The sequence below is a fragment of the Bacteroidota bacterium genome, assembly GCA_016722565.1.
In the GTDB taxonomy this organism is placed as follows: Bacteria; Bacteroidota; Bacteroidia; order 2-12-FULL-35-15; family 2-12-FULL-35-15; genus 2-12-FULL-35-15.
In genome coordinates this window covers 354,777-377,409 of sequence record JADKIU010000007.1, presented here as the reverse complement: position 1 = coordinate 377,409, position 22,633 = coordinate 354,777, and the positions used below count along the sequence as shown (strand labels likewise).

Annotated in this window: 16 protein-coding genes; 5 read left to right on the top strand and 11 right to left on the bottom strand. The window is 35.8% G+C overall.

The features are described 5' to 3' along the window. The first annotated feature begins 78 nt into the window (after positions 1 to 78). Both IPP64_16500 and IPP64_16495 read left to right on the top strand, forming a co-directional pair. A complete protein-coding gene (locus IPP64_16500) occupies positions 79 to 1,368 on the top strand; it encodes an aminopeptidase P family protein (protein ID MBL0330961.1) in 1,290 nt (429 codons plus the stop codon). Between the two features lie 83 nt (positions 1,369 to 1,451). Then, positions 1,452 to 2,252 (top strand): alpha/beta hydrolase, encoded by an 801-nt coding sequence (locus IPP64_16495; protein ID MBL0330960.1) that lies wholly within the window; start codon positions 1,452 to 1,454, stop codon positions 2,250 to 2,252. A 3-nt stretch (positions 2,253 to 2,255) separates the two neighbouring features. Here IPP64_16495 and IPP64_16490 read toward each other — a convergent pair whose 3' ends face one another. The 5 genes from IPP64_16490 to IPP64_16470 all read right to left on the bottom strand — a co-directional run bounded on the left by IPP64_16490 (position 2,256) and on the right by IPP64_16470 (position 11,474). Then, positions 2,256 to 2,501 (bottom strand): hypothetical protein, encoded by a 246-nt coding sequence (locus tag IPP64_16490; protein MBL0330959.1) that lies wholly within the window; start codon positions 2,499 to 2,501, stop codon positions 2,256 to 2,258. A 94-nt stretch (positions 2,502 to 2,595) separates the two neighbouring features. After that, on the bottom strand, positions 2,596 to 3,966 hold the full coding sequence (locus tag IPP64_16485; GenBank protein ID MBL0330958.1) for a T9SS type A sorting domain-containing protein: 1,371 nt from the start codon (positions 3,964 to 3,966) through the stop codon (positions 2,596 to 2,598). 29 nt (positions 3,967 to 3,995) lie between these two features. Continuing rightward, positions 3,996 to 5,723: a T9SS type A sorting domain-containing protein gene (locus tag IPP64_16480; protein MBL0330957.1), complete on the bottom strand. Its 1,728-nt coding sequence runs from the start codon at positions 5,721 to 5,723 to the stop codon at positions 3,996 to 3,998. Positions 5,724 to 5,734: 11 nt separating this feature from the next. Then, positions 5,735 to 7,462: a T9SS type A sorting domain-containing protein gene (locus tag IPP64_16475; protein MBL0330956.1), complete on the bottom strand. Its 1,728-nt coding sequence runs from the start codon at positions 7,460 to 7,462 to the stop codon at positions 5,735 to 5,737. 184 nt (positions 7,463 to 7,646) lie between these two features. Next, the gene (locus IPP64_16470) at positions 7,647 to 11,474 is read right to left on the bottom strand and encodes a gliding motility-associated C-terminal domain-containing protein (protein MBL0330955.1); all 3,828 of its coding nucleotides are present in this window, start codon (positions 11,472 to 11,474) and stop codon (positions 7,647 to 7,649) included. A 593-nt stretch (positions 11,475 to 12,067) separates the two neighbouring features. Here IPP64_16470 and IPP64_16465 point away from each other — a divergent pair. Further along, a complete protein-coding gene (locus tag IPP64_16465) occupies positions 12,068 to 13,618 on the top strand; it encodes a hypothetical protein (protein ID MBL0330954.1) in 1,551 nt (516 codons plus the stop codon). 84 nt (positions 13,619 to 13,702) lie between these two features. On the opposite strand, the gene IPP64_16460 is transcribed toward IPP64_16465, so the two are convergent. The 4 genes from IPP64_16460 to thiL form a co-directional block, all read right to left on the bottom strand. After that, positions 13,703 to 13,873 (bottom strand): hypothetical protein, encoded by a 171-nt coding sequence (locus tag IPP64_16460; protein ID MBL0330953.1) that lies wholly within the window; start codon positions 13,871 to 13,873, stop codon positions 13,703 to 13,705. 301 nt (positions 13,874 to 14,174) lie between these two features. Next, the gene (locus IPP64_16455; protein ID MBL0330952.1) at positions 14,175 to 14,924 is read right to left on the bottom strand and encodes a response regulator transcription factor; all 750 of its coding nucleotides are present in this window, start codon (positions 14,922 to 14,924) and stop codon (positions 14,175 to 14,177) included. Positions 14,925 to 14,959: 35 nt separating this feature from the next. Then, positions 14,960 to 17,914, bottom strand: a complete 2,955-nt coding sequence (locus IPP64_16450) for a histidine kinase (GenBank protein MBL0330951.1) — start codon at positions 17,912 to 17,914, stop codon at positions 14,960 to 14,962. 13 nt (positions 17,915 to 17,927) lie between these two features. Then, a complete protein-coding gene (gene thiL / locus IPP64_16445; GenBank protein ID MBL0330950.1) occupies positions 17,928 to 18,971 on the bottom strand; it encodes a thiamine-phosphate kinase in 1,044 nt (347 codons plus the stop codon). A 131-nt stretch (positions 18,972 to 19,102) separates the two neighbouring features. On the opposite strand from thiL, the gene IPP64_16440 reads away from it, so the two are divergent. Then, the gene (locus tag IPP64_16440) at positions 19,103 to 19,501 is read left to right on the top strand and encodes a hypothetical protein (protein ID MBL0330949.1); all 399 of its coding nucleotides are present in this window, start codon (positions 19,103 to 19,105) and stop codon (positions 19,499 to 19,501) included. Between the two features lie 225 nt (positions 19,502 to 19,726). Then, positions 19,727 to 20,788, top strand: coding sequence for a hypothetical protein (locus tag IPP64_16435; GenBank protein ID MBL0330948.1), 1,062 nt, complete (start codon positions 19,727 to 19,729; stop codon positions 20,786 to 20,788). A 3-nt stretch (positions 20,789 to 20,791) separates the two neighbouring features. On the opposite strand, the gene IPP64_16430 is transcribed toward IPP64_16435, so the two are convergent. Next, positions 20,792 to 21,799, bottom strand: a complete 1,008-nt coding sequence (locus IPP64_16430) for a DUF288 domain-containing protein (GenBank protein MBL0330947.1) — start codon at positions 21,797 to 21,799, stop codon at positions 20,792 to 20,794. A 10-nt stretch (positions 21,800 to 21,809) separates the two neighbouring features. After that, entirely contained in the window at positions 21,810 to 22,508 is a 699-nt protein-coding gene (locus IPP64_16425) for a glycosyltransferase (GenBank protein ID MBL0330946.1), read from the bottom strand. Positions 22,509 to 22,633 lie beyond the last annotated feature (125 nt).

Here is a 22,633-nt window from a genome sequence, read left to right as displayed (position 1 = left end):
ACCTCTGTGAATGCAGAGGTTTTTCTTTTTGATAGGAATGAGTATATTTACAAAAATAATTTTTCAATATAAAACAGCATGAAGTATTCCGCAATTGACAACAAGTTATTCATCGAGAATCGTAAACGTTTTGCAGCAAGCTTAAAACCAAATTCTATTGCATTGTTTACCAGTAATGATATTCTTCCCACCAACGCAGATGGCTCAATGGGATTTGTGCAAAATTCAGACTTGTTTTATTTAAGCGGTGTAGATCAGGAAGAAACGATTTTGTTGATTTATCCGGATGCGGTTAACGGAGCTTTTAAAGAAGTGTTGTTTGTGAAAGAAACAAGCGAGTTGATTGCAATTTGGGAAGGTGCAAAACTGAACAAAGAACAAGCAACACAAACGTCCGGGATAAAAAATGTGATGTGGAACAAAGAGTTTGATGTGTTTTTAAAATCGGTAATGTTTCAAGCAGAACATATTTATTTAAATAGTAATGAGCATACTCGCAGATACATTGATACAGAAACAGCAGAGATGCGTTTCAATAAAAATATTATTACAAAATTTCCATTACATAAGTTAGAGCGTTCGGCTCCAATTATGCATAAGTTGCGTGCAATCAAATCAAAATATGAAGTGGAGTTGATTCAACAAGCATGCAACATCACTGAAAAAGGCTTGCGCAGATTGTTAGGGTTTGTTAAACCTGGAGTAATGGAATATCAAATAGAAGCAGAATTGGTACATGAGTTTATTTCTAATCGCTCACGCGGTTTTGCATATGGTCCGATCATCGCATCAGGTGGAAGTGCTTGTGTATTGCACTATGTGGAAAATAACAAAGAATGTAAAGCGGGAGATGTCATTTTGTTGGATGTTGCTGCCGAATATGGAAATTACGCCAGTGACCTTACTCGTTGTTTGCCAGTGAGTGGAAAATTTACAGCGCGACAAAAACAGGTATACAATGCAGTATTACGAGTTATGAAAGCGGCAACAGCCATGTTAACCGTTGGGAATAATATTCCGGATTACCATCGAGCAGTTGGTTCGTTGATGGAAAAAGAATTGGTGGATTTGGGTTTGATTACCATGGACGATATTAAAAAACAAAGTCCGGATTGTCCGGCCTATAAAAAATACTTTATGCACGGTACTTCCCATTTCTTGGGATTGGATGTACACGATGTGGGTGATTTCAATCGCAAGTTGGAAGCAGGCATGGTGTTCACCTGTGAGCCGGGAATCTATATTCCGGAAGAAAATTTAGGTATCCGTTTAGAAAACGACATTCTTGTTACTGCCAACGGTCCGGATGATTTGATGAAAAACATCCCATTAGAAGCAGAGGAGATAGAGTCGTTGATGAATAAATAATTTGAATTTGCCAATTTGGATTTCGATAGTTAATCGGGATTGAAAATGTTATTCGTACAAAAGTTTAACAAGCGCATCAACCAATGTTTGCAGAATTTAAAAAAACAAAAATTCATTATACCGACACAGGCAAAGGAAGAGTGCTGGTATTGTTGCATGGTTTTTTAGGTTCGCATGAAGTGTGGAGTGAATTCGTAAAAAAACTTTCAAAAAAATTTCGTGTAATTGCCATTGATTTGCCCGGACATGGAGAAACTCCCTCCATTGGCTATTATCATAGTATGGAATTGTTGGCACAAAGTGTAAAGGCGGTTTTGGACAAAGCAGGAGTGAGGCGATACATCATTACCGGTCATTCGATGGGTGGGTATGTTGCTTTAACGTTTGCCGAATTGTTTCCGGAAAATGTAAGCGGCATTTGTTTGTTCAATTCAACCTCCTATGCTGATTCGGAAGAAAAGAAAAAGGAGCGAGAGAAAGTTATTCGTTTGGTGAAAAAATCGCATAAACATTACGTAGGAGAAGTGGTTGTTTCATTATTTGCTCCGGAAAATCTTCCAAAAATTTCTAAAGAAGTTGAAAAAGTATCCGGGATTGCACAAAAAATTACGCAGCAATCGATTATCAATAGTTTGGAAGGGATGAAAGAGCGGAAGAGCAGAGATTTAATTTTGAAATTTGCAGAATTTCCAATCTTATTTATTGTTGGGAAAAAAGATGGCGTAATTAATTATGAAACCATGTATGCACAAATGGCCTTGTGCAAATACCCTTCGGTGGTAATGTTGGAAGATTCGGGGCACATGAGTTTTTATGAAGCGCCCAAAGAAACATTAAAAGAGTTGGAGTTGTTCGCGATACGAACGTATCGGAATAAATACTAAGTATTAATTTTTTTCAAATCTGCTTTTCGATAGTTGGTCCCCATCAATGATACAGAGTGTATAGGAACCTTTCGGTAACTCTTCAATAATCAGTTTATTATTTTCAATGCAATTATAGTTACCTCTTTTCATTACATTGCCTCCAAAATCAGCAATGGAAAAAGTTACTTGTGTTGTTTGGCAACGGTAATTTAATTCTAAAGCATCGTTATTTACAGATGAAATCATATCTATCGTAGCTAGTGTCATATATGTTCTTATACCACAATAGCTGCGATTTGGTTATAAAAAATAGACGAATTTGAGGTTTTCAGCTACGAATTCGCCTATCTATTTCATCAACTTATTGCTTAATAAAGCGTTTGGTTGTTGATGTATTTCCATCATTCACGTTTATCAAATACAATCCGCTTTCTAATTCCGAAATATTGAAATTAGTTTCACCGGATTTTACATTTGCTATGCTCTTTACCAATCGTCCTCTTGCATCGTAAATTTTTATCGAAACATTTTTGGATGTGGAGGTGAAGTTGATCGTGATGTTGTCAGCAGCAGGATTTGGATAGATGGCGATTGTATTTTCATTTTCAATGTTGTTTAAAGAAGCCGTTATTGGATTAATTACACTTAGTGTAAAGCCGGGTGTATTTCGGATTATATTACCCAATGAATCTATGCCAATAATATGGCAATATTCGCAGGAATCGCCAGCAGCTGTATATATTTTCAAACAAACATTATAAAGTGAATCGACTGTATAAATATGAGTAGGTGCGGGCAACGTAGAAGTGCTGCCGTCTCCGAAATCCCAGTGGTAGCCTGTTGCAAATGCTGTAGTAAGGGGAGCGATGGTTAAGTTAAAAGTATTGAGTGTGCTATCATAAGTAGTTGTAAAATGAGAGTAACATTGAGGCGTATCGACAACTGCCCAAATAGCGATGTTATTATCAAATCCTCCTGAACCGAAGTCGGGGCCTCCAGGAGTGCTGAATAACTGGTCAGTAACCATCCATTTGTTTTGCTTAAGATGAAAGGCATAATCCAAGTTATAAGCGTCATTGATGCCATCACACACTAGTCCTGTTGTGTCACCAGCTGCAAGTCCTGAAAAATCTACTCCTACGGCAAAATCATCTGTATAAACAGGTGGAACTGCGAAGCTCACATAATTGAGGTTGCCAATGGTATCAATATTCGAAAATAATATATCTGCCGATGCATCAGGTAAAGTATTGCCAGTATTTGGCCCAGGCCAGTTGAATACAGTTGAATTGAACGTACCTGAACTATCTGTATTTATTGCTTTATTTGCAGAAATTCCCAATGCTTTCACTACTACTTTTGAAGATGGCGAACTACTTAGATCCGAATGCTTTGCTCCAAACCAAAGATATACTCCAATGACGCGAACTGGAGTATTATTTAAATTTGAGTATCCTTGAGCACAAACATTCATAGTATCTTTATTATTACCATAAACGTAACCTCCGAATGAATATGCATATAAATAAGGATTTATAGATCTAAATTCGGGAAGAAAATCAGTGAAATTAACTAGTCCTAGCGTGTCAGGGCCCATGAGTCTTTCTCCGCTCCGGATATTTGGAAAAGCAGTTGTTTTTTTCGTAAAAGTAAGGTTGCTTTTATCAATTGATTGAGCAATCAGGCTTAGAGAAATTCCTGCAAATGCAATAAGTGTGTATAATTTTTTCATTGTTGTAATTATTATGTGAAGGAGTGATTTTATTGTTTTACAAATCGCTTTGTAACAGATGATTTTCCATCACCTACATTAACCAAATATAAGCCATTTCCCAATTCATTCAAAGGAATCGTATTCTCGCCCGATTTTACCGAATTTATGCTTTTTACCAATCGTCCTCTTGCATCGTAAATTTTTATGGAAATATTTTTGGATGAAGATGTGAAGCTGATCGTGATGTTATCAGCAGCAGGATTGGGATATATGGAAAGAGAATTGTTGTAGTCAACATCATTAATTCCTATAATAGTTCCTGCATTAAATGTATACATTGGATTATTTGCATTCGCATTGTTCGTTGCATACTGGCGATATTTTTTACTTACTCGTAAACGAATATTGACATCTGTTTGCAGTAATGTATAACCGGGATTTAGCAAGGGGATATTCACCCACATTGCATCAGTATATATTTCGCTTTTATAAGCTATACCCGCGCTACCAGTAAAACCTGTTGACGCAATGAAGAGATCATGAAGTGCCGCACCCTGATCGTATAATGGGATATCTCTTAATCCGTTTGGAAGACCTATGTCTGAAGGAGAAAATGTCGCATCTCCATTATGCCCGAAAATGTAGATATAGTGCTTCCCTCCAAAAATTACGTTAGCACTATCAATTATAGAAGTCGGATTCCATTTCATATCTGATCCATTTTCTGTCGTGAGCCAGGAGTCTTCACCAAAAGCCATATTTAGACGTTCGCCTGTTTCCAAATTGATTGCATAACCCGGAAACCAGCCCATGCCGGTTGGGAAGTCACTATTTTGAGCAGACGGGAAATTTGCAACGCCATTTTTATCGACAGAAAGAGAATTTCTCATTGATAATTTTTCTGCTCCCCCTAATGCAAGTGATGTAGATTCTTGTTCTTCGATAACTGGACAACGTGTCCATTTACTTTGATCGCTTGTAATGACCACATCTACGCTAGCAATGTTGGCTAGTTTATTTAAAGAAATGTTTGTTGGCCAAGCGGGCCCACCTTTGCAAACAGTAAAAGGAGGAGTTGAATAAGCGCACAAGCGGTAAGGTGCCCATGTGCCATTGATCGAATTTTCGTATGCCTCACTTGAGTCTGTTTCTAACCCTGTTGCATCACTAAAATAACTTCCGGGAGGGCTTCCTATTAATGATGTACCTGAACGAATCCAGTTTTTGTTATTGATACCTTCTTCATCCGATAATCCTGTTAGCCAGGGGGTAAGTGGATTCGCGAAAGTCATGGTTGCTTCCAAGAACCCATTATTTGCATACAGACTTGTTCCAGGGTCATCCATTGGTCGAGTTCTTATTTTCATTCCCCATGCTGAAATATCTTGAGTGCTGTCTACTCCCAATATTGTATCACTGTAAAATGTTGTACTGGTTGGGAGATGAACGATGTGCCATCGTGATGAATAATCGGTTAAATCATTTGCAATGGAATGTGTTGTTGTATCATCAAAAATAATTGCAAAATCTCCTGCCGGTGTTAAAGCCGGATTGTAAATATCAACATAAACAGGACCTTTGTTATTGTCGTATAAAGGGAAATCATATTTGTTCGTAGAACTTTGCAATATACTATCATGCATTCCATTAACGAAATCCAGTATTTGTCCATCATTCCCTTTTCCTTCTATTCTTCTTAGTTTTGGACCATTTTGAGCAAACGTATTTGCTGAAATTGTGGTAACAACAACTAAAGATATAATTAGCTTTTTCATATTGAAAAATATTACTGTTTCACAAATCTCTTTGTAACATTCATGGTTCCATCATTCACATTTATCAAATACAATCCGCTTTCTAATTCAGATATATTGAAAGTAGTTTCACCGGATTTTACATTTGATATGCTTTTTACCAATCGTCCTCTTGCATCGTAAATTTTTATCGAAGCATTTTTTGATGTAGCGGTGAAGCTGATCGTGATGTTATCAGTAGCAGGATTTGGATAGATGGAAAGTGAATTGCTGTTGTCATAATTTGTTATTCCGGTTAAACTCGGACAACCACAACCGGTAATTCCATTGTTGAATTTCTGACGAACACTATCGATACGTTCTTGCATAACGGTTACACTGGCAAGATTTCCACCAGATGTTGCTCTTCCGAATACATAGGCAAAATCAATTTCATGAATTGCACCTGCTTGAAAGGTGAAAGGGCCGAATGATCCCAATCCTCTTCTGTCAGAAGGAATATTTCCAGATGATGTTTCATCCCATGGTGCTTGTGGAACCATGTTTGTTCCATAACCCAATGGGTCAGAAGTTCCCGGAAACATATAATCACAGGCCACACCAGTTAAATGACCGTTACCTCCATATGTCAAGGGAGTACCATCTTTCCAAGTTCCGGAAATGTAATCATAGAAATTATTCGCAGTAGATGGATTGCCGGTAACGGTAAAATCATTATTGTAGTACAAAAACTTACTCATACCCAAACGTTCGTTGTCAACAATGCCATCTCCATAGTTGGTTCCATTTACTGTTGATGAAGCGGCATCGTCTATTCCATTAGGATTAGCATAGGGCCCAGCTAAAAAAGTAACAGCTTGTGCCGGTGGATTTGCACCATAAGCAACTTGACCTGCAGCAGGAAAATCGTCAATAGAATCACCATTGTAACCATAATATGCACCTCTAGTAACATCCGAACCAACGAAATCATCACCATAAGTACCAATGTCAAAATCCGTCCAGTTACCTACAAATACTGAATCTAAAAGGAAAGAGCTTTTATTAATGATTTTAAAATTTGTAAAAATGGTGTTGTACAATGCACTGTCATTCGGGCAACTGTATGCGTAAGCCATTCCTTGTATTTCTAAACCAATTGCAGCGCCTCCGGTTTCAGTATGAATGCCTCCTTTGTCGTTGAACACAAAAAAGAGTGCTTGGTCTCCTTTAATAAGCGGATAATCTCCTGCAGTTGGATCATAAATTCCGTTTGAATTTACATCCGCATAAGGTGCTAAAGGTGCTCCATCAGGTCCTGTTGCCGGCCATGTTAAAATGGTATTCATTGCAGCGCTATCTGTTGGATTTGCGCCCGATGCACCCGATGTGAACCAGCTAATGTAGGTATCAATATCGCATTGATTTATTTTCCAAATTTTATTGAATGCATGCATGGTAATGGAATCCGTTGTGCCTGCTGATGACAATGGTCCCGGCCAAAAATCAGTTCCGGTTTGACGGTAGGTTTGTCCTGCAATTTTTAAATTGTTGCTGGCGTCAAATCCTCCAATCCAAAGTGCATTTGCATAAATAGTATGTGCACCACTTCCCTGCGGAACTTCGAATTGCCCAGAAGTGAGGTTCCAAAAGAACGTTCCGTCAGAATTTATTTCTGCTTTAATGTTGTTGATGTCTAAGTGTTCAAACATTGTGGGCACTTGCGCGTTCATTGAAACAAAACTTGTGATTGTTGCAATTGTTAGAATTAATTTTTTCATAACATGTATATTTTATTGTGAGAGGATGATTTTTATTGTTTTATAGATCGTTTGGTGATGGATGTTGTGCCATCCGTTACACTTATTAAATACAAGCCATTTTCTAATTCGGAAATATTGCACATAAAAAATTTGTTTGATTACAGAAGTATTTGCGACTCCTATTTTTAATAGCCATGTTTACTTACTTAACCAATGTTACTGTTCCTTTATATTTTTTTACTTCTCCATCATTAAATGTTACTTGAATCAAATAAATAAATACCCATGGATTTATACTATTATCTTTATATGTTCCATCCCATCCAGCGTTCATGTCACTGGACTCAAAAACAATATCACCTAATCGACCATAAATAATTGTGTGTGCATTATTAATGTTCTTTCCAGTTATTTTAAACTCATCATTTAATCCATCATTATTTGGAGTAAATGAATTTGGAATATAAACCGTATTGGTTTCTTCCACTACTTTAACAAAAACCTTTGCTGTATCACTGCATCCATTTGCATCTGTTACAATAACAGAATAATATTGATCTTGTGTAATTGATATGCTAGGATTTGAACAATCCGAGCAGCTCAATCCATTGTCGGGATACCAATAATAGTTAGTTCCACCGGATGCATTTAATTGTGCATTCTCTCCGTGTATTAAAACAGCATCGGATGCAATTGCATTGGGTGGTGTGTGGACAGTGACAATAATGTTTTGTGTAACAGAGCCACAAGAGTTGGATCCATTTACAGTATACAATGTTGTTTGTGTTGGTTTAACAAATATGTATTGATTTGTTTCTCCCGTTCCCCAAACAATGTTGTTTAAGTTTCCTGTTGCATGTAAGTCTATGCTATCACCCAAACAGATGTAAGGATTGTTAGTTACAAAAATTTGAGGTAAGGAGTCGATCTGAATGTATATTGCAGCTGTATCGCTTACACATTGACCATTTGAAATATATAAGCTATACGTCCCACTATTATTTTGGGAAGAAAGGGAGTCTAAATAAGGATCTTCCATTGAAGAAATGAATCCTGATGGACCACTCCAATTATAATTCCATCCCGCAACAGTAGATGCTGATAGAGACAATGAATCCGTATAACACAGCGTGTCATTTAAAGACAAAATAGGTGATGAAGGGAGCGGGAGAACAGAAATGTTAATGGGTTCAAAACTACTTGAGCATCCGCTCGATGTTACTATCTGTGTATAAATTGTGGTATTTGCATTTATATTATTCATGATGTAAGTATTTCCGACATTAATCAAAGTATTAGTAGCATCATACCAATTTATTGTATTTCCAATTGAACTAATATTGAAAGCAATTGAACTCGAATGGCAAATTGTAGTATCGCTTATTGCTATTGCTTCTGGCGATTTTGGAGCAGAATTGGTTGTTGTATTCGTCAGAATAGGATCATTGAAATCAAAATAGATGGAAGCCGTATTATGAATTTCGTTTCCACAAGAGAGACCCGGCAAAGGTTTTATACGATATTGGAAAAAACCTTTTGAACTATCTAAGCTGGATGTGCTATCTGCTAGATAGATGTTTGGAAATTGAATTGCTAATGCATTTCCATTTAGCATAACATGATTTTGATGACTGTAACCAATAACTTCAAAAGTAGAAAGGTCAAGAAGATTGTCTAATGTGTCTCTCAAATTGATATTGATAGCAGGAGCAGAGCCTGTGTTTTGAAAGTGTATAGTGTATGTTAACCAATCTGTATAATTTAATGGAATTTCCTCTGGGTAAGTTTCCTTCATGTTTGGGTCATGTGAATTAACAACTTCGTAACAAAAAATAAATGAATTATTAGTTGTATCGCTATCTCCCCCAATAGGAGTAACATTGATATCAACACAAATTTGGTTCCCACTTCCAGCTGTTGGATCAACTGTAAGGTGTAACCCAAAAGCTTGAGTATTGATGATGGAAGCAAAATTTGAAATAGAATAAGTATATGTTGAACCGGAAATACTTGGTGTTAATGCACCTAATATTGGACCACTATAAGTCACTGGTCCGGTAATTGTCAATTGCACTTGTCCGCTAATACCAGCAGCACAAGCCATATTATACCACTGTGTCATGTCTCCGGCATCTATTCTTAAATCATGGGTTTGTCCTGGAAAAACCAAACCACAATGAGCAATTGATCTTACCCCAACATCAAACCCTGGTTTGCAATTGAAATCAAAATTTACATTTGCTATTAATGGATTTAATGTTGTTAGCGTAACAACGGAATCGATACCTGGACTAGAACATTGCGGGCTAATGGGCATTCCAGTTGTGTCAACCCGAACTTCATAAGTTCCCATTGATTCGGGAAAGTGATACACTCCATTTATTGCAGTATACGTTTGGCCTAAATATGTTCCTGTGCTATCGAAAAGTTGTACTGGGATATTTGTAAGATTTCCGTCCAATGTATCTTTCATACAATTTGAATTCATATCGGTGTAGGTATAGCCTACAACACCTTCAGCTCCTGTGCAACCAAATGGATTGTTTATTAAATCACCGGTGATGCACAATGGGAACAATAAAATTGCTGCATCCATAGCAGGGATATAATTAGGTAAACAGGCAATTGGGTTATTTGAAATATCAAACCAAAATAGTGTTGTTGGAAATTCTTCAAAGCAATTAATATTATTGTTGCTGCATACTAATGCATACATTGAGTTTGACAATATTGGAAGACTAGTTAAAAGGTTGTTTTGACAGAATAATTCACTAACAGAATTTATTGAGACAGGAAGATTTGTAAGAGAATTGTTTGAACAATCTAGGTGGACAAGCGAGCTTGGTAATACCGGAAGACTATCTAATGATGTATAGGAACAATCTAAAAAAGAAAGTGCACTTGGCAGCACGGGTAAATCGATCAAGGAATTATAGGCGCAATTTAGGTGTGCTAATGATCCTGGTAAAGTAGGTAGAAGTGTCAAAAAATTATTTGAACAATTGATGTATTGAATTAAACCGGTTAATGCAGGAAGGTTAGTAATCTGATTGATACTACAATCTAAATAAGTTAACGAGCCAGCTAAAGCAGGTAGATTAGTAATTAAGTTGCTGCTACAATCTAAGAAAGAAAGTGTGCCAGCCAAAGCCGGTAAGATTGTTAATTGATTTGAGTAACATTTTAATGTTACAAGTGAGCTTGGTAATGTTGGAAGACTAGTTAATAAGTTGCCTCCACAAACTAAGGTTATCAAAGAAGATGGTAAAGATGGTAAACTTGTCAGTTGATTATAGTAACATTCCAAATCAGTTATTGAATTTGGTAGTGATGGAAGGCTTGTTAGTTGATTATAACCACAACTTAAAGTATCTAAAGTCAAAGGTAATGTGGGTAAACTATCTAAATAATTGTTTTCACAATAAATAGATGTAATTGTATTGGGTAGCAATGGAAGGTTTGTAAGTTGATTTTCTGCACAATTTAATTTGGGTAAAAATGATGGTAAACTAGGTAAGCTTGTTAATTGGTTACCTGAGCAATCAAAATAAAGTAACGAATTAGGTAAAGTAGGTAAGCTTCTCAAAGAATTATTATGACAATCGAAATAAACTAAATTTATTGGTAAGGGCGGTAAGCTGTCTAATTGGTTTTGGGTGCAATCAAAATAGGTTACCGAATCTGGAAGTTCCATTATAAATGTCAACCAATTTGCTCCACAGATAAGTGATTGTAATGAATCAGGTAAATTTAATAAAGTATCAATTTTATTATTTGTACAATTTAAATTTTTCAAAGAAGTAAAGTATTGAATACCATTTAAATCTTTAATACATTTTGAGGAGACATCCATTGCAGTTAAGTTTGTGATGGCTGCGTTACTTGTATCCATCTGGTTACCTACCATGGCCGATGGGATGTTTACTGTTAACCAATAAACAAAGCCTGAATCGGGGATGGTTACATAAGATTGCGCTTTTAAAGAAAAGCTCACAATAGCGAGAAGGATGATAAGCGTATATTTTTTCATTGCATTTGATTTTATAATGGAGGGATGATTCTGTAGGCGTGTTACGTGAATTTAAATTTTATAGTTGTTGTATTCGAGTCTTAACTATTAAGCGGTTCTCTTTTTGTCATTAGTGGTTGTTTCTTTGTCTTTTTTAGTTAGCCCTAGCTTAGCTTGTTGCCGAACAACATCCCCATGTTTCATGCAACAAGCCGAGCCAAAGCATTTAACTGGTACAAAGCTATGGTAGAAACAAGGGGTAAAATTTAGGGATTCGGTTAATAGTATATATGTCTAATTCTTTGTTATGTGTCTCTATGTATTGATATTGTTGAATAGTTGTGTTTTAAAAGTATACACGTGAACCTCTTTTTCGATTTTTCTGATATATATACATGTCTAATGTTCATTTTTAGTTTAAAATATTCATCAATATCCTATGATATCTCATAAATTGTAAGTAATTTAGATATATGTCTAGTGAATTTAATCTTTGTAAGTATTAAAAATAAAGGCAAATATTTACTCTTTGGGTTGGAGGTAGGAATATAAAAAATGGTGAATAGACATTGTTTGTTGAATTCGTTTCAAAATTATTTATCTTATTAATATACATGTCAAACGTAGCTTCAGATCATTTGTTCAAACTGATAAAATCACTCAATAAATCGGAGAAACGATATTTTAGTTTATATGCTTCCCGCCATACCATCGGTGAAAAGAATAATTATGTGATTTTGTTCGAAGCAATCGACAAGCAAAAGGAATATGATGAAGCAGCTCTTTTAAAACAATTTAAAAAAGAATCCTTTATCAATAAATTTTCAATTACCAAGGCCAGGTTATACGATGTTGTGATGAATAGTTTAACTGCATTTCATTCTGGAAGTTCAATTGATGCTCAATTGAAAAGAGATTTGCATTGCGCAGAAATATTGTATAAAAAAACACTGTATGAGCAATGTGCGAAAATGTTGTCGAGTGCGAAAAAGGTAGCTATCCGTTTTGAGCGACATTCTTCCTTGTTAGAGATTAGTTTGTGGGAAAAGAAATTAGTAGAGACTGAAAATTATTCAGGAAAGAACGATGCAGATATTTTAAAAATGCTGGAAGCGGATCAATTGATTAGTGAAAAAATCAACAATTTTAATGAGTACTGGAATATCAAGAGTCGTTTTTTTGCCATCTTGAATACACAGGGAAAGGTTCGAAATTCGGAGGAGTTGCTGCGCTTTAAAAAAATTATTGATAATACCTTATTGAAAGGTGAAGACAAGGCTTTGTCCACAGAAACACGGTACTTGTTTTTTCACATTTATAGCGCCTATTATTTTGGTATTGGTGATTATAAGAAGAGTTATGAAAACTTAGTTAAAAATGTTCAGCTGATTGAAACGTATCCGGATATTTTTAAAGAGGAGCCAAATATTTATTTTTCGGTGTTAACAAATGAAATTTATGTGGGGAGTCAGTTAAAGAAGTACAAGGAAGTGTATGCTAGTTTAAAGAAATTGCGTTTGGCCTTGGTTCAATTTGAAAATGGAAAGAATGAGGATTTGGAGGTGAAATTATTCTCAAGTGCAACGAGTATTGAGTTGTCGATTTATATGCAAACAGGAGAGTTTGAAAAAGGGATTGAATTGGCTCCTAAAATTGAGGAGAAGTTGTCAAAGTATCCGGGCAAGTTTACAAAGTTGCGTGAAACCTATTTTTATTTTGGAATGTCTGCTATGTTTTTCGGTGCTGAAAAATATTCTCAAGCATTAAAATGGATTAATAAATTATTGAATAGTCCGAATTTTGAGGAGAGTGAGAATATCTATTGTTTTGCTCAAATTATGAGTTTAATTATTCATATAGAGTTAAAACACGATGATTTTGTTCCGCATGCTTTTAAGAGTGTTTATCGTTATTTAAGCTCTCGTAAGCGCGTTTATAAATTTGAAACGGTATTTATGGAGTTCATTGGTAAGATTTTAAAAACCACAAAGCGAGAGGAGCAGAATAAATATTATAAAGAGTTAAAAACGGCATTGATTGAATTAAAATCAGATTCATTTGAGCGGGCTGCCTTTGAGTATTTTGATTTTATTGCTTGGGCAGAAAGCAAGGTGCAACGTGTACCATTTAGAGTGATTGTAGAAGAAACTGCCGGAATGAAGTAGGGTATAAAAGGTGAGAGCGGCACCTGCTCTCAAAGGTACCGCTCTCGGGGGTCTAAACTAAACTAAACAAACAAAAATGAAATTCTAAAATGCGTTGTAGATGCTAAAGAAAATGATAGATACTGTAGCAATCGCTAACAAAATGGTTACGGTTCCGATACCCTCTTGGTGGTAATTGTGTCCGTGGCGGATTGATGTTTTTCTGTTCATGGCTTTTGAATTTAAATTGTTAAAATCGAGTATAACTGTTGCCATCGTATTAAAGTTTTAAGTTTCTTATTTTATATCTTATTCCTTTCAACTTCTTGGAAGGAAGTTTTCGGATTTGTTTTCTTTTTGAGTTAAGGTGTGGTCGGTTTGCCAATTAATATAAACAACATCCCCATGTGCCAATTAATTTTGTTGCAAACCTCCCAACACCTGCTCTTGTTATGTAATCATTATTTGAATGAACTTCTGACCAATATTACGACACAAAAAGGCATAAGTATACCCATAATGAGTAAATGGCGGGTTCACTTATTTAATGGTAGGAATTAGAATGTAAGTGGTTTTACTATAAATGGGATAGTTTTTCGAGGAAATCGGTTTTGTTACGTCTGGAGACCTCAACCTGTGAATTGTCGGACATTACAACGTATCCGCCTTCTCCTTTTATGTACTTTTTTACGTGCTCGAGATTGATTAAGTGGGAGCGGTGGATGCGGAAGAAATTGTCATCGGCAAACATTTGTTCGTATTCCCCTAGGGTGCGGGAGGCGATGATTTTTTTGCCATTGGTAAGAATAAAAAAGGTGTAATTGCCGTCTGAATCACAGCGAATGATATCTGAAAGGTTAATGAAAATAAGTCCGTCTCCGTCAGGAATACCTACTTTTTTGAGTTTATTTTCAGGCTTTACGTTGGAAAGGAGTGTTTTGAATTGTTTATCGAGCGACTCTTTTTGCCCGTGTTGGCCTTCAAATCGTCTTACGGCATTTACAAGCTCTTCGGGGTCAATTGGTTTTAGAATGTAATCAATGGCGCTAAATTTAATCGCTTTGATAGCATAATGATCATAAGCTGTGGTAAAGATGATGTTAAAGTTGATTTTTTTAAATTTTTCGAGTAAATCAAACGCATTCCCGTTCGGCATTTCGATGTCTAAAAATACCAAATCAGGTTCCTTGTTAGTAATTGCTTCAAATGCACTTAGCATCGAATCCACCTTTGCAACCACTTCAATTTGTTTGCAGTTTTTTTCTAACATCTTTGATAATGATTCGCGTGCGCCTAATTCATCATCTACTATTATTGCTTTTATCATATGTACTACGAATATAATACTTTTTAAATTTCCAATCAATATTCATTGGTTTCCAACGGGATGATTAATCTCACTTTTGTACCTGCCGCTTTCCCGTTTTCAAACAAATCAACAATTTCGGCATTGATATTACTATTCAAGCTGGAATTTAAAATGTCCAACCGCTCCTGAGTAATACTCATTCCCATGGATTTGTGTTGTTGCACTCTGTTCTTTTTAAATTCTTTCGATTTTTCTCTACCGATTCCATTGTCTTCGATGGTACATAAAATCGTGTCGTTTTGTTTTTCCAAGGAAATTAAAATTTTACCATTCCCTTGCATTGGTAGTAATCCGTGAATGATCGCATTTTCAACATAAGGCTGAATGAGCATGGAAGGGATGCGGTCGTAGGTCAAGTCAATTTCTTTATCAACCGTAATTGTGTGTATGAATTTTTTATCAAAACGCATGGTTTCCAATTCGAGGTATAATTCCAGTGCGTTGATTTCTTCAGCAACAGAGATCATTTGTTGTTTGGAATTGTCCATGATTCTACGCATCAATTTCGCAAATTTCGATAAGTATTTTAATGCAGCATCCGTATCGTTATTGGAAATATAATGCTGAATGGAGCTGAGTGTATTAAAAATAAAATGTGGATTCATTTGTGCACGCAGTGCTTGTGATTCGATGTTTGCAATTTTTTTATTGAGTTCGGTTTTTCTTTTTTCACGCAATTTAATCCGTTTGATGCGTAAACGAATGGAAAGAATAAGCGCGATGATGAAAAAGGAGGTGGATGCAATGATAAATATCCAGGTTTTCCAAAAAGGGCGATCAATTGTAAATGTAAATGTAGCGGGGACAGTATTCCAAACCCCTTCGTTGTTGGAGGAAATCACTTTAAAGGTATAGGTTCCCGGAGGTAGATTGGAGTAGTTAGTAAAACGATCTTTTGAGGGTGGCGACCAGTTGGTTTCAAATCCTTCAAGAATATGCGAGTATTTTACTTTTGAAGGATTGGTTAAGCAGATTCCGGAAAAGTTAAACGTGATGCTGTTATCATCATAATGCAAATGCATATTGTTGGTAAACAATGTGTCTTTATAAAATAAACGATATTTTGTAATGCTAATTTTTGATTCGAAGGGATTAGGGATATATTCATTCGGATCGTACTTGATTACACCATTAACTGTTCCAAACCAAATGGCTCCATCCCGATCTACAAATGTTCCATTACCATTACATTCTACTCCGGAGAATCCTTCTTGTTTTCCAAAAGGAATAATGTTTTTTTCTTTGGTCGCTTTATAACGGGCAATATCAAGCTTATTAATACCTTGATTGGTTCCTATCCAAATTTCATTTTCTGATTTTCCAAATGTGAGTGAATACACCAAATCGGAACTCATTCCATCTTTTTCGCTAAAATTCATTGCTGGCTGACTCATGTCATTAGGATTGAACATCCACAGACCATCGAGCGCCCCGAAATATAAATTCCCTTCTTTGTCAATTAACGAAGCGAGATAAGAGTCATTTTTTAATCCAAGCTGTTGTGTGCATTCAACAAATGTATTGCCGTCCAACTTAAAAATTCCACCTAAATAACTTCCTGCCCAAAGTGTTCCCTTTTTATCTTCAACAAATGTCCAAACATTACATTTTTCAGTTAAACCTTTTAGAGGGTAAAAGGTGAAGTTGGTACCATCGTATTTAAATATTTTTCCGGTAGCACCTATCCAGAGGTTGTTTTTGGAGTCTTTGTAAATTACATTGGTTACGTTTGACCAAACAGAGGAAGTATCATTACCTTTTGTAAACGTTTTTCCATTGTATATCCTCAATCCTTCATCAGTAGCAAGCCAAAGGATTCCTGGACTGATTTCATAAATCATATTTACTCCGTTGGCATCCAGTCCGTTTTCCTGATTGTATTGTAAAAATTCACCATTGTCAAATTTAAAAAGTCCGCCACCTTGCGATCCTACCCAGAGATTGTTTTTTGAATCACGCGTGATACCAAAAATAAAATTGTTGGTGAGTCCGTCATGAATTCCGTATGAAATAAAAGGATTACCGCGGTATTTAAACAAGCCGGAATAAGTCCCTATCCAAAGGTTGTTTTCAAAATCTTCGAATAAGCAGCTTACCAGATTACTGTTTTGATCTCTTTTAATGGAGTATTTTGTGAATTGATTATTCGTATATTTTACTAATCCTTTTCCGGTTCCAATCCAAAGTGTATTTTTATTATCGACTAAAAGTGAAGTTACGTTATTGTCTGTTAGTCCTTGTTCAATTGTATAAGTGGTAAATGTATTGTTGCTGATTTTGCAAATTCCATTGGAAGTACCAACCCAAAAATTATTTTGTTTGTCTTGGGTGATTGCTGAAATTTCGTTTGATAACAAACCATTGGCGGTGGTAATGGAGGTAAACGTTTTTCCATCAAAAATACTGATGCCATCATTTGTGCCTATCCAAATTTTCCCTTCTTTGTCTTGGAACAAACATTTAATAAAATTACCAACGAGTCCATCTTTTTTTGAAAAATTAATAAATGAGCCATCTGCTAATTTGCTTAATCCTTTTTCTGTTCCAAACCAGATATTTCCTGCTTTATCTTTTAAGGACGAGGTAATTGAGTTGTGGATGAGCCCATTTTTAGTTGTAAACCCGGTAAATGTTTTGCCATCAAATTTATTTATGCCGCTGATACTTCCAACCCAAAGATTTCCTTGATTGTCTTCGCAGATGGTGGTTACAAAGTGATTGAGTAATCCGTCTTTAGGGGCAAAGTTGGTAAAGGAAATTCCGTCAAATTTGCTTAATCCGCCATATCCGCTACTCCATAAATTTCCTTTTCTATCTTGAAAAATAGCGGATACATTGATGAACGGTAATCCATCTTCAACGGAGTAGTTGCGAAAAAACGTGGATTGTGCTTCACCGGTGAAAGTAAGCAAGATGAAAAAATAAAGGAGAAGTTGTTTTATTTTCATCAATGAGGCCATTTTATTTTTTTAAAAGCGAATCCCAGCCTTGGGCAGTGAGTGTGATTGAGGTACCAGCTTTCGAAATTAAATTTACACCTTCTTTGCTATTTGTTAAGTGACCAATAACTGTGATGTCAGGATTCGCTTTTACTTTTGGAAAATCCGATGGGTCGATGGTGAATAATAATTCATAATCTTCCCCACCGCTCAGTGCGCAAATAGTTGGATCTAAATTAAACTCACGGGCCATGTTATAGGTGGATGGGTCGATTGGTATTTTTTCTTCGTATAAGTTACATCCGACTCCTGATTGAGAAGCGATGTGTAATATTTCAGAAGATAATCCATCCGATACATCAATCATTGCAGTGGGTTTCACTTCTAGTTTCTTTAATAGAACGGGAATGTCTTTTCTAGCTTCCGGTTTTAATTGGCGTTCTAAAATATAGTCATTGCCTTCCAAATCTGGTTGCACCCCGGGAGATTCCATAAAAATTCTTTTTTCTCTTTCTAGTAATTGCAAACCTACATAGGCAGCGCCTAAGTCGCCAGTTACGCAAAGTAAATCTCCTTCTTTTGCTGTGTTTCGGTAAACAAGATCTTCGGCATTCGCTTCACCAATTGCGGTTATGCTAATCACCAATCCTGATTTAGAAGTGGTAGTGTCGCCACCGATGATATCAACATTGTGCTTTTTGCAAGCCATCATAAAACCTGCATAGAGCTCTTCCAAGGCTTCAACTGAAAAACGGTTGGAGATAGCCAAAGAGATGGTAATTTGTTTAGGTGTTGCATTCATTGCATAGATATCAGAAAGGTTGACAGAAACCGATTTGAAACCTAGATGTTTTAATGGCATGTATGCCAAATCAAAATGAACTCCTTCAACAAGCATGTCGGTAGAAACAACCGTTTGTTTGTTTTTATAATCGATTACCGCTGCATCGTCTCCAATGCCTTTGATGGTACTTTCGTTTTTTATTTCAATAAATTGAGTGAGGTGTTTGATTAATCCAAATTCACCCAAGCTGCTTAATTCTGTTCGGCCTGTATTTTCTAACATAAAATGTAACTTTATAGAGTAAAAGTAAGGCTTATCTGTGAATGAGACAACACTAAACGGCTTAAACTAGGGTATTATTTTGATTTATCTGTTTTTTAATTAATTTTAGGTGGTTTAAACAGAATGAATGTATGTCAAAAAAAGAAAAGCACCAATCAAAAACAATTAGTACATCAAAAGGGACTGCTGCGCAAAGTAGAAACAAGTTGGAACTTTTTGATCGATTAAATAATTGGTTTGAGAAAAACGATAAAAAAGTTTTTTATTCTCTTCTGTTCTTTTCCACTATTTTTTCCTTTATACTTTTTGACGCAAAAGTATCGGATGGTGGTGATGATTCTTCCTATATAGAGCGAGCGTGGTCCTTGTTGCACGAAAACAAATTTCCTTATTTTCAAGGACCGGGTTATCCTATTTTTTTATCCATAGTCGTAAAACTATTCGGACTCAATGTAATTGCATTAAAAATGTCTTCAGTGGTCTGCCACTTTGGATTTGTTTGGTTTACGTATAAAGCATTTGTAAAATGAATTCCTTATACTGTTCTTTTTGCGCTCATTTCATTCATCTCATTCAATCATTTTATTCAATATTATGCCAGTCAAACATTTACAGAAACATTTTTCCTTTTTGTTCAGTCGGTTTGCTTTTATATTGTTTTTAAAATTATTGACGGAATTAAGGACAACCAAAGTCTTTTAGAAGATCTCAAACAGAATTATCTTAAATGGATCATCTTCGGATTATTGTTTGTTTTGTTAACGATTTCAAAGAGTGTTGCTGTTGTTGCAATTGTTGGAGTTGCAGCTTATTTTCTGTTGAAAAAGAATTACAAACAAGTAATATATGCAGTGGTAGCATTTTTTGTTATCCGAATGATTTATCAATTTGTTACTACTGCAATGTTTGGTGCAAATGAAACCAATCAGTTGGAGATGATGCTTCGAAAAGAGTTGTACAAACCAATTAGTGGGCATGAAGATTTTTCAGGAATGGCTGATCGTTTCTTTAATAATTTTAATACGTATATGTCGTTGCACATTTATCGTATTATGAATTTAAGAAAAGATGCGTATGAATTAGCAAGTATAGTTCCTCAGTTTGCATATATCACTGCGGTGCTGATTGGAATTTTCACGTTCTTAAGTTTTAAAAAGAACAAGTTTATATTTTTCTCCAGTATTTATTTTATAGTGCTGTGTGGGGGTATATTTCTAGGTGTTCAGTCAAATAACATGCAAGACAGATTGATAGTAATCGTAGTGCATTTAATATTCCTTTTGTTCTTTTATGGAATTTATGAGTTGATAAAAAAGTACTCGATGATGCAAGTTGTATTTGTACTTTTTGCTGGCGGAATGTTGCTGTATACTATTAAAATATCAGCAATAGATAAAAGTAAAATTACTTCTTTCAGAAAAAATTTGGCCGGAGATATTTATTACGGCTATACACCCGATTGGGAAAATTTCTTAAAGATGAGCAAGTACTGTGCAGATAGTTTGCCTGACAGTGCAGTTGTTTTGTCTCGTAAGCCAGCTATGTCTTTTTTATATGGGGATGGAAAAAAATTTCTTGGTCAATTTATTACAACATCCATGGATGCAGATACGGTTTTGATGGATTGGAAAAAACTGGAAGTGCAATATGTGATTCTATCAAATTTAAGGATGAACCCAAAGAAAAATAACGGAAGAGTTATCAATACAATCCATCGTATGATTGGACCTGTATATCAAAAATATCCACAGAAGATCCGTTTGGTAAAAACAATTGGTACAAAGGAGAAGTGTGAGTTATACGAAATAAAATATTAGTAGTTAATTTTTCAACTTACTAATGTCGCTTATCCAGGCTTTTAGAAGGCCCATTTCTTCTTTCCCAACAACATTGATATCGATTAATTTTTGGTAACACGTAATTAAATTATCGTAGATGTTTTCTTGTCCGGGTTTTAGCGATAATCCCTGTAATTCTTTGCAGATGTTTAAATTGTTTGAGTACCCGGGAATTTCGTCTTCAAAATCTTTCATCAGATTGTGAGCATTGCGTTCCTGCCAAACAGTAGGTTCGTGATACAATACGCTCCAGCCGCATTCCCACGCAATGCGCTGCGCTACATAACTTCTCCAGATGTCCGTCATTCTGAAACTGCAAAAGGAAGGAAGATACATCAGTGGAAATGCTTCTTTGAACCAGTGTGTATTTTGACTATTAAACGGGCTCCATGCATTTTTTCCGAGCGCCAGTTTGTTTTTGATTTCAAAATTTAATGGTAACGGATATGTTAATCTATAAACAGCGTCCACATCCGGATTCTCATCTGCTAAGCCTTGTTGAATAGGGCAATTGACGGCAGTGTTTTTTAAAGTAGAAAGCTCAATTTGTTTGTTTTGTAATTCTTCCAACGGAAACCCGCGCGGCCAAATCATATTCTTTGTGAAATAATGGTAAACATTCACCCATCCTGTGTTTTCAAACACATGACTTTTTACTTCACGTTTTTTTTCTTCCCAAAATTCTGGTCTTGGAATATTGTCATCATCGGTTTCAACCAGTTCGGTAGATCCATTTTTAATCGCTAGTAGGTAGCCTAAATTCTTTCGGGAATAGTGACGAGTGGGAGTGATTTTAGCTAATTCAAAAGGGAGCGTGAGTTGACGTTCAACACTCCAATAGTCGCAGCCTTCCAATTTAAAATCTGCAGGAGATTTTGTATCGCCTATAACAATGTAATCCAAATGGTTTTCTTTACATTCTTTTGCAAACTGTTTTAAGATCGGATGTTGATCATTTGCAATGGAAGTGATGATTAGTGACTTAGACATATTTAATTAATTACAATGTTGGTTTGTTTCCACGCAGTCGTTGAATGAAATAATAAAATAAAGTTTGGTAAGCATTTTTTATGGCATTTTTAGAAACACGTGGGGAAGGAGCTTGGTAGTGAATGGGCACCTCAAATGTTCTTCGTTTTCTTAACAAATAACGTAATTCTGTTTGATAGAAATGTGCCTTTGATTTAAATTTGTGATTAATGATTTTTCCTACCACATCCCGATGAAAACCTTGGTAGCCGGATGTCATATCACGTAATTTCGTGCCCAATAACAAGTTTGCCAAGATGGTTCCGGTTTTAGAAAGCATTCTGCGTTTGAACGGTGAATCGCCCATGGAGCCTCCGTTAATAAATCGACTGCCGAATGCGCATTCGTTTCCTTCGTTGAGTACACGTAAAAACATTGGAATGGCACGAGGGTCGTGTGAAAGACCGGCATCCATTTCAATGATGATTTCATGACCAGCTTCGTAAGCTACACGCAATCCTTTTACATAAGCATCCACCACATTTTTGTTTTCGGGCGACCAAACAGTAACATATCTTGAATCTTTTGCAGATAGGGCTTGAGAGAGTTCGAGCGTTTTATCTGTAGATGCTTTATCAATGATAAAATAAACACTTCCGGGATTTAGTTCATCAATAACAAAGTTGAGCATTTCAATAAAAGGCTTGAAATCCTGTTCTTCATTTGCCATTGGAATGACGATTGCCCACTTTTTATAATAAAACATTGTCGAATTTTAGATTGAGATAAACATCCCCCAAAAATAGAAAAAGTAATTAGGAGATGCTTCTTTATTTACGCTTAAATAATTAGACG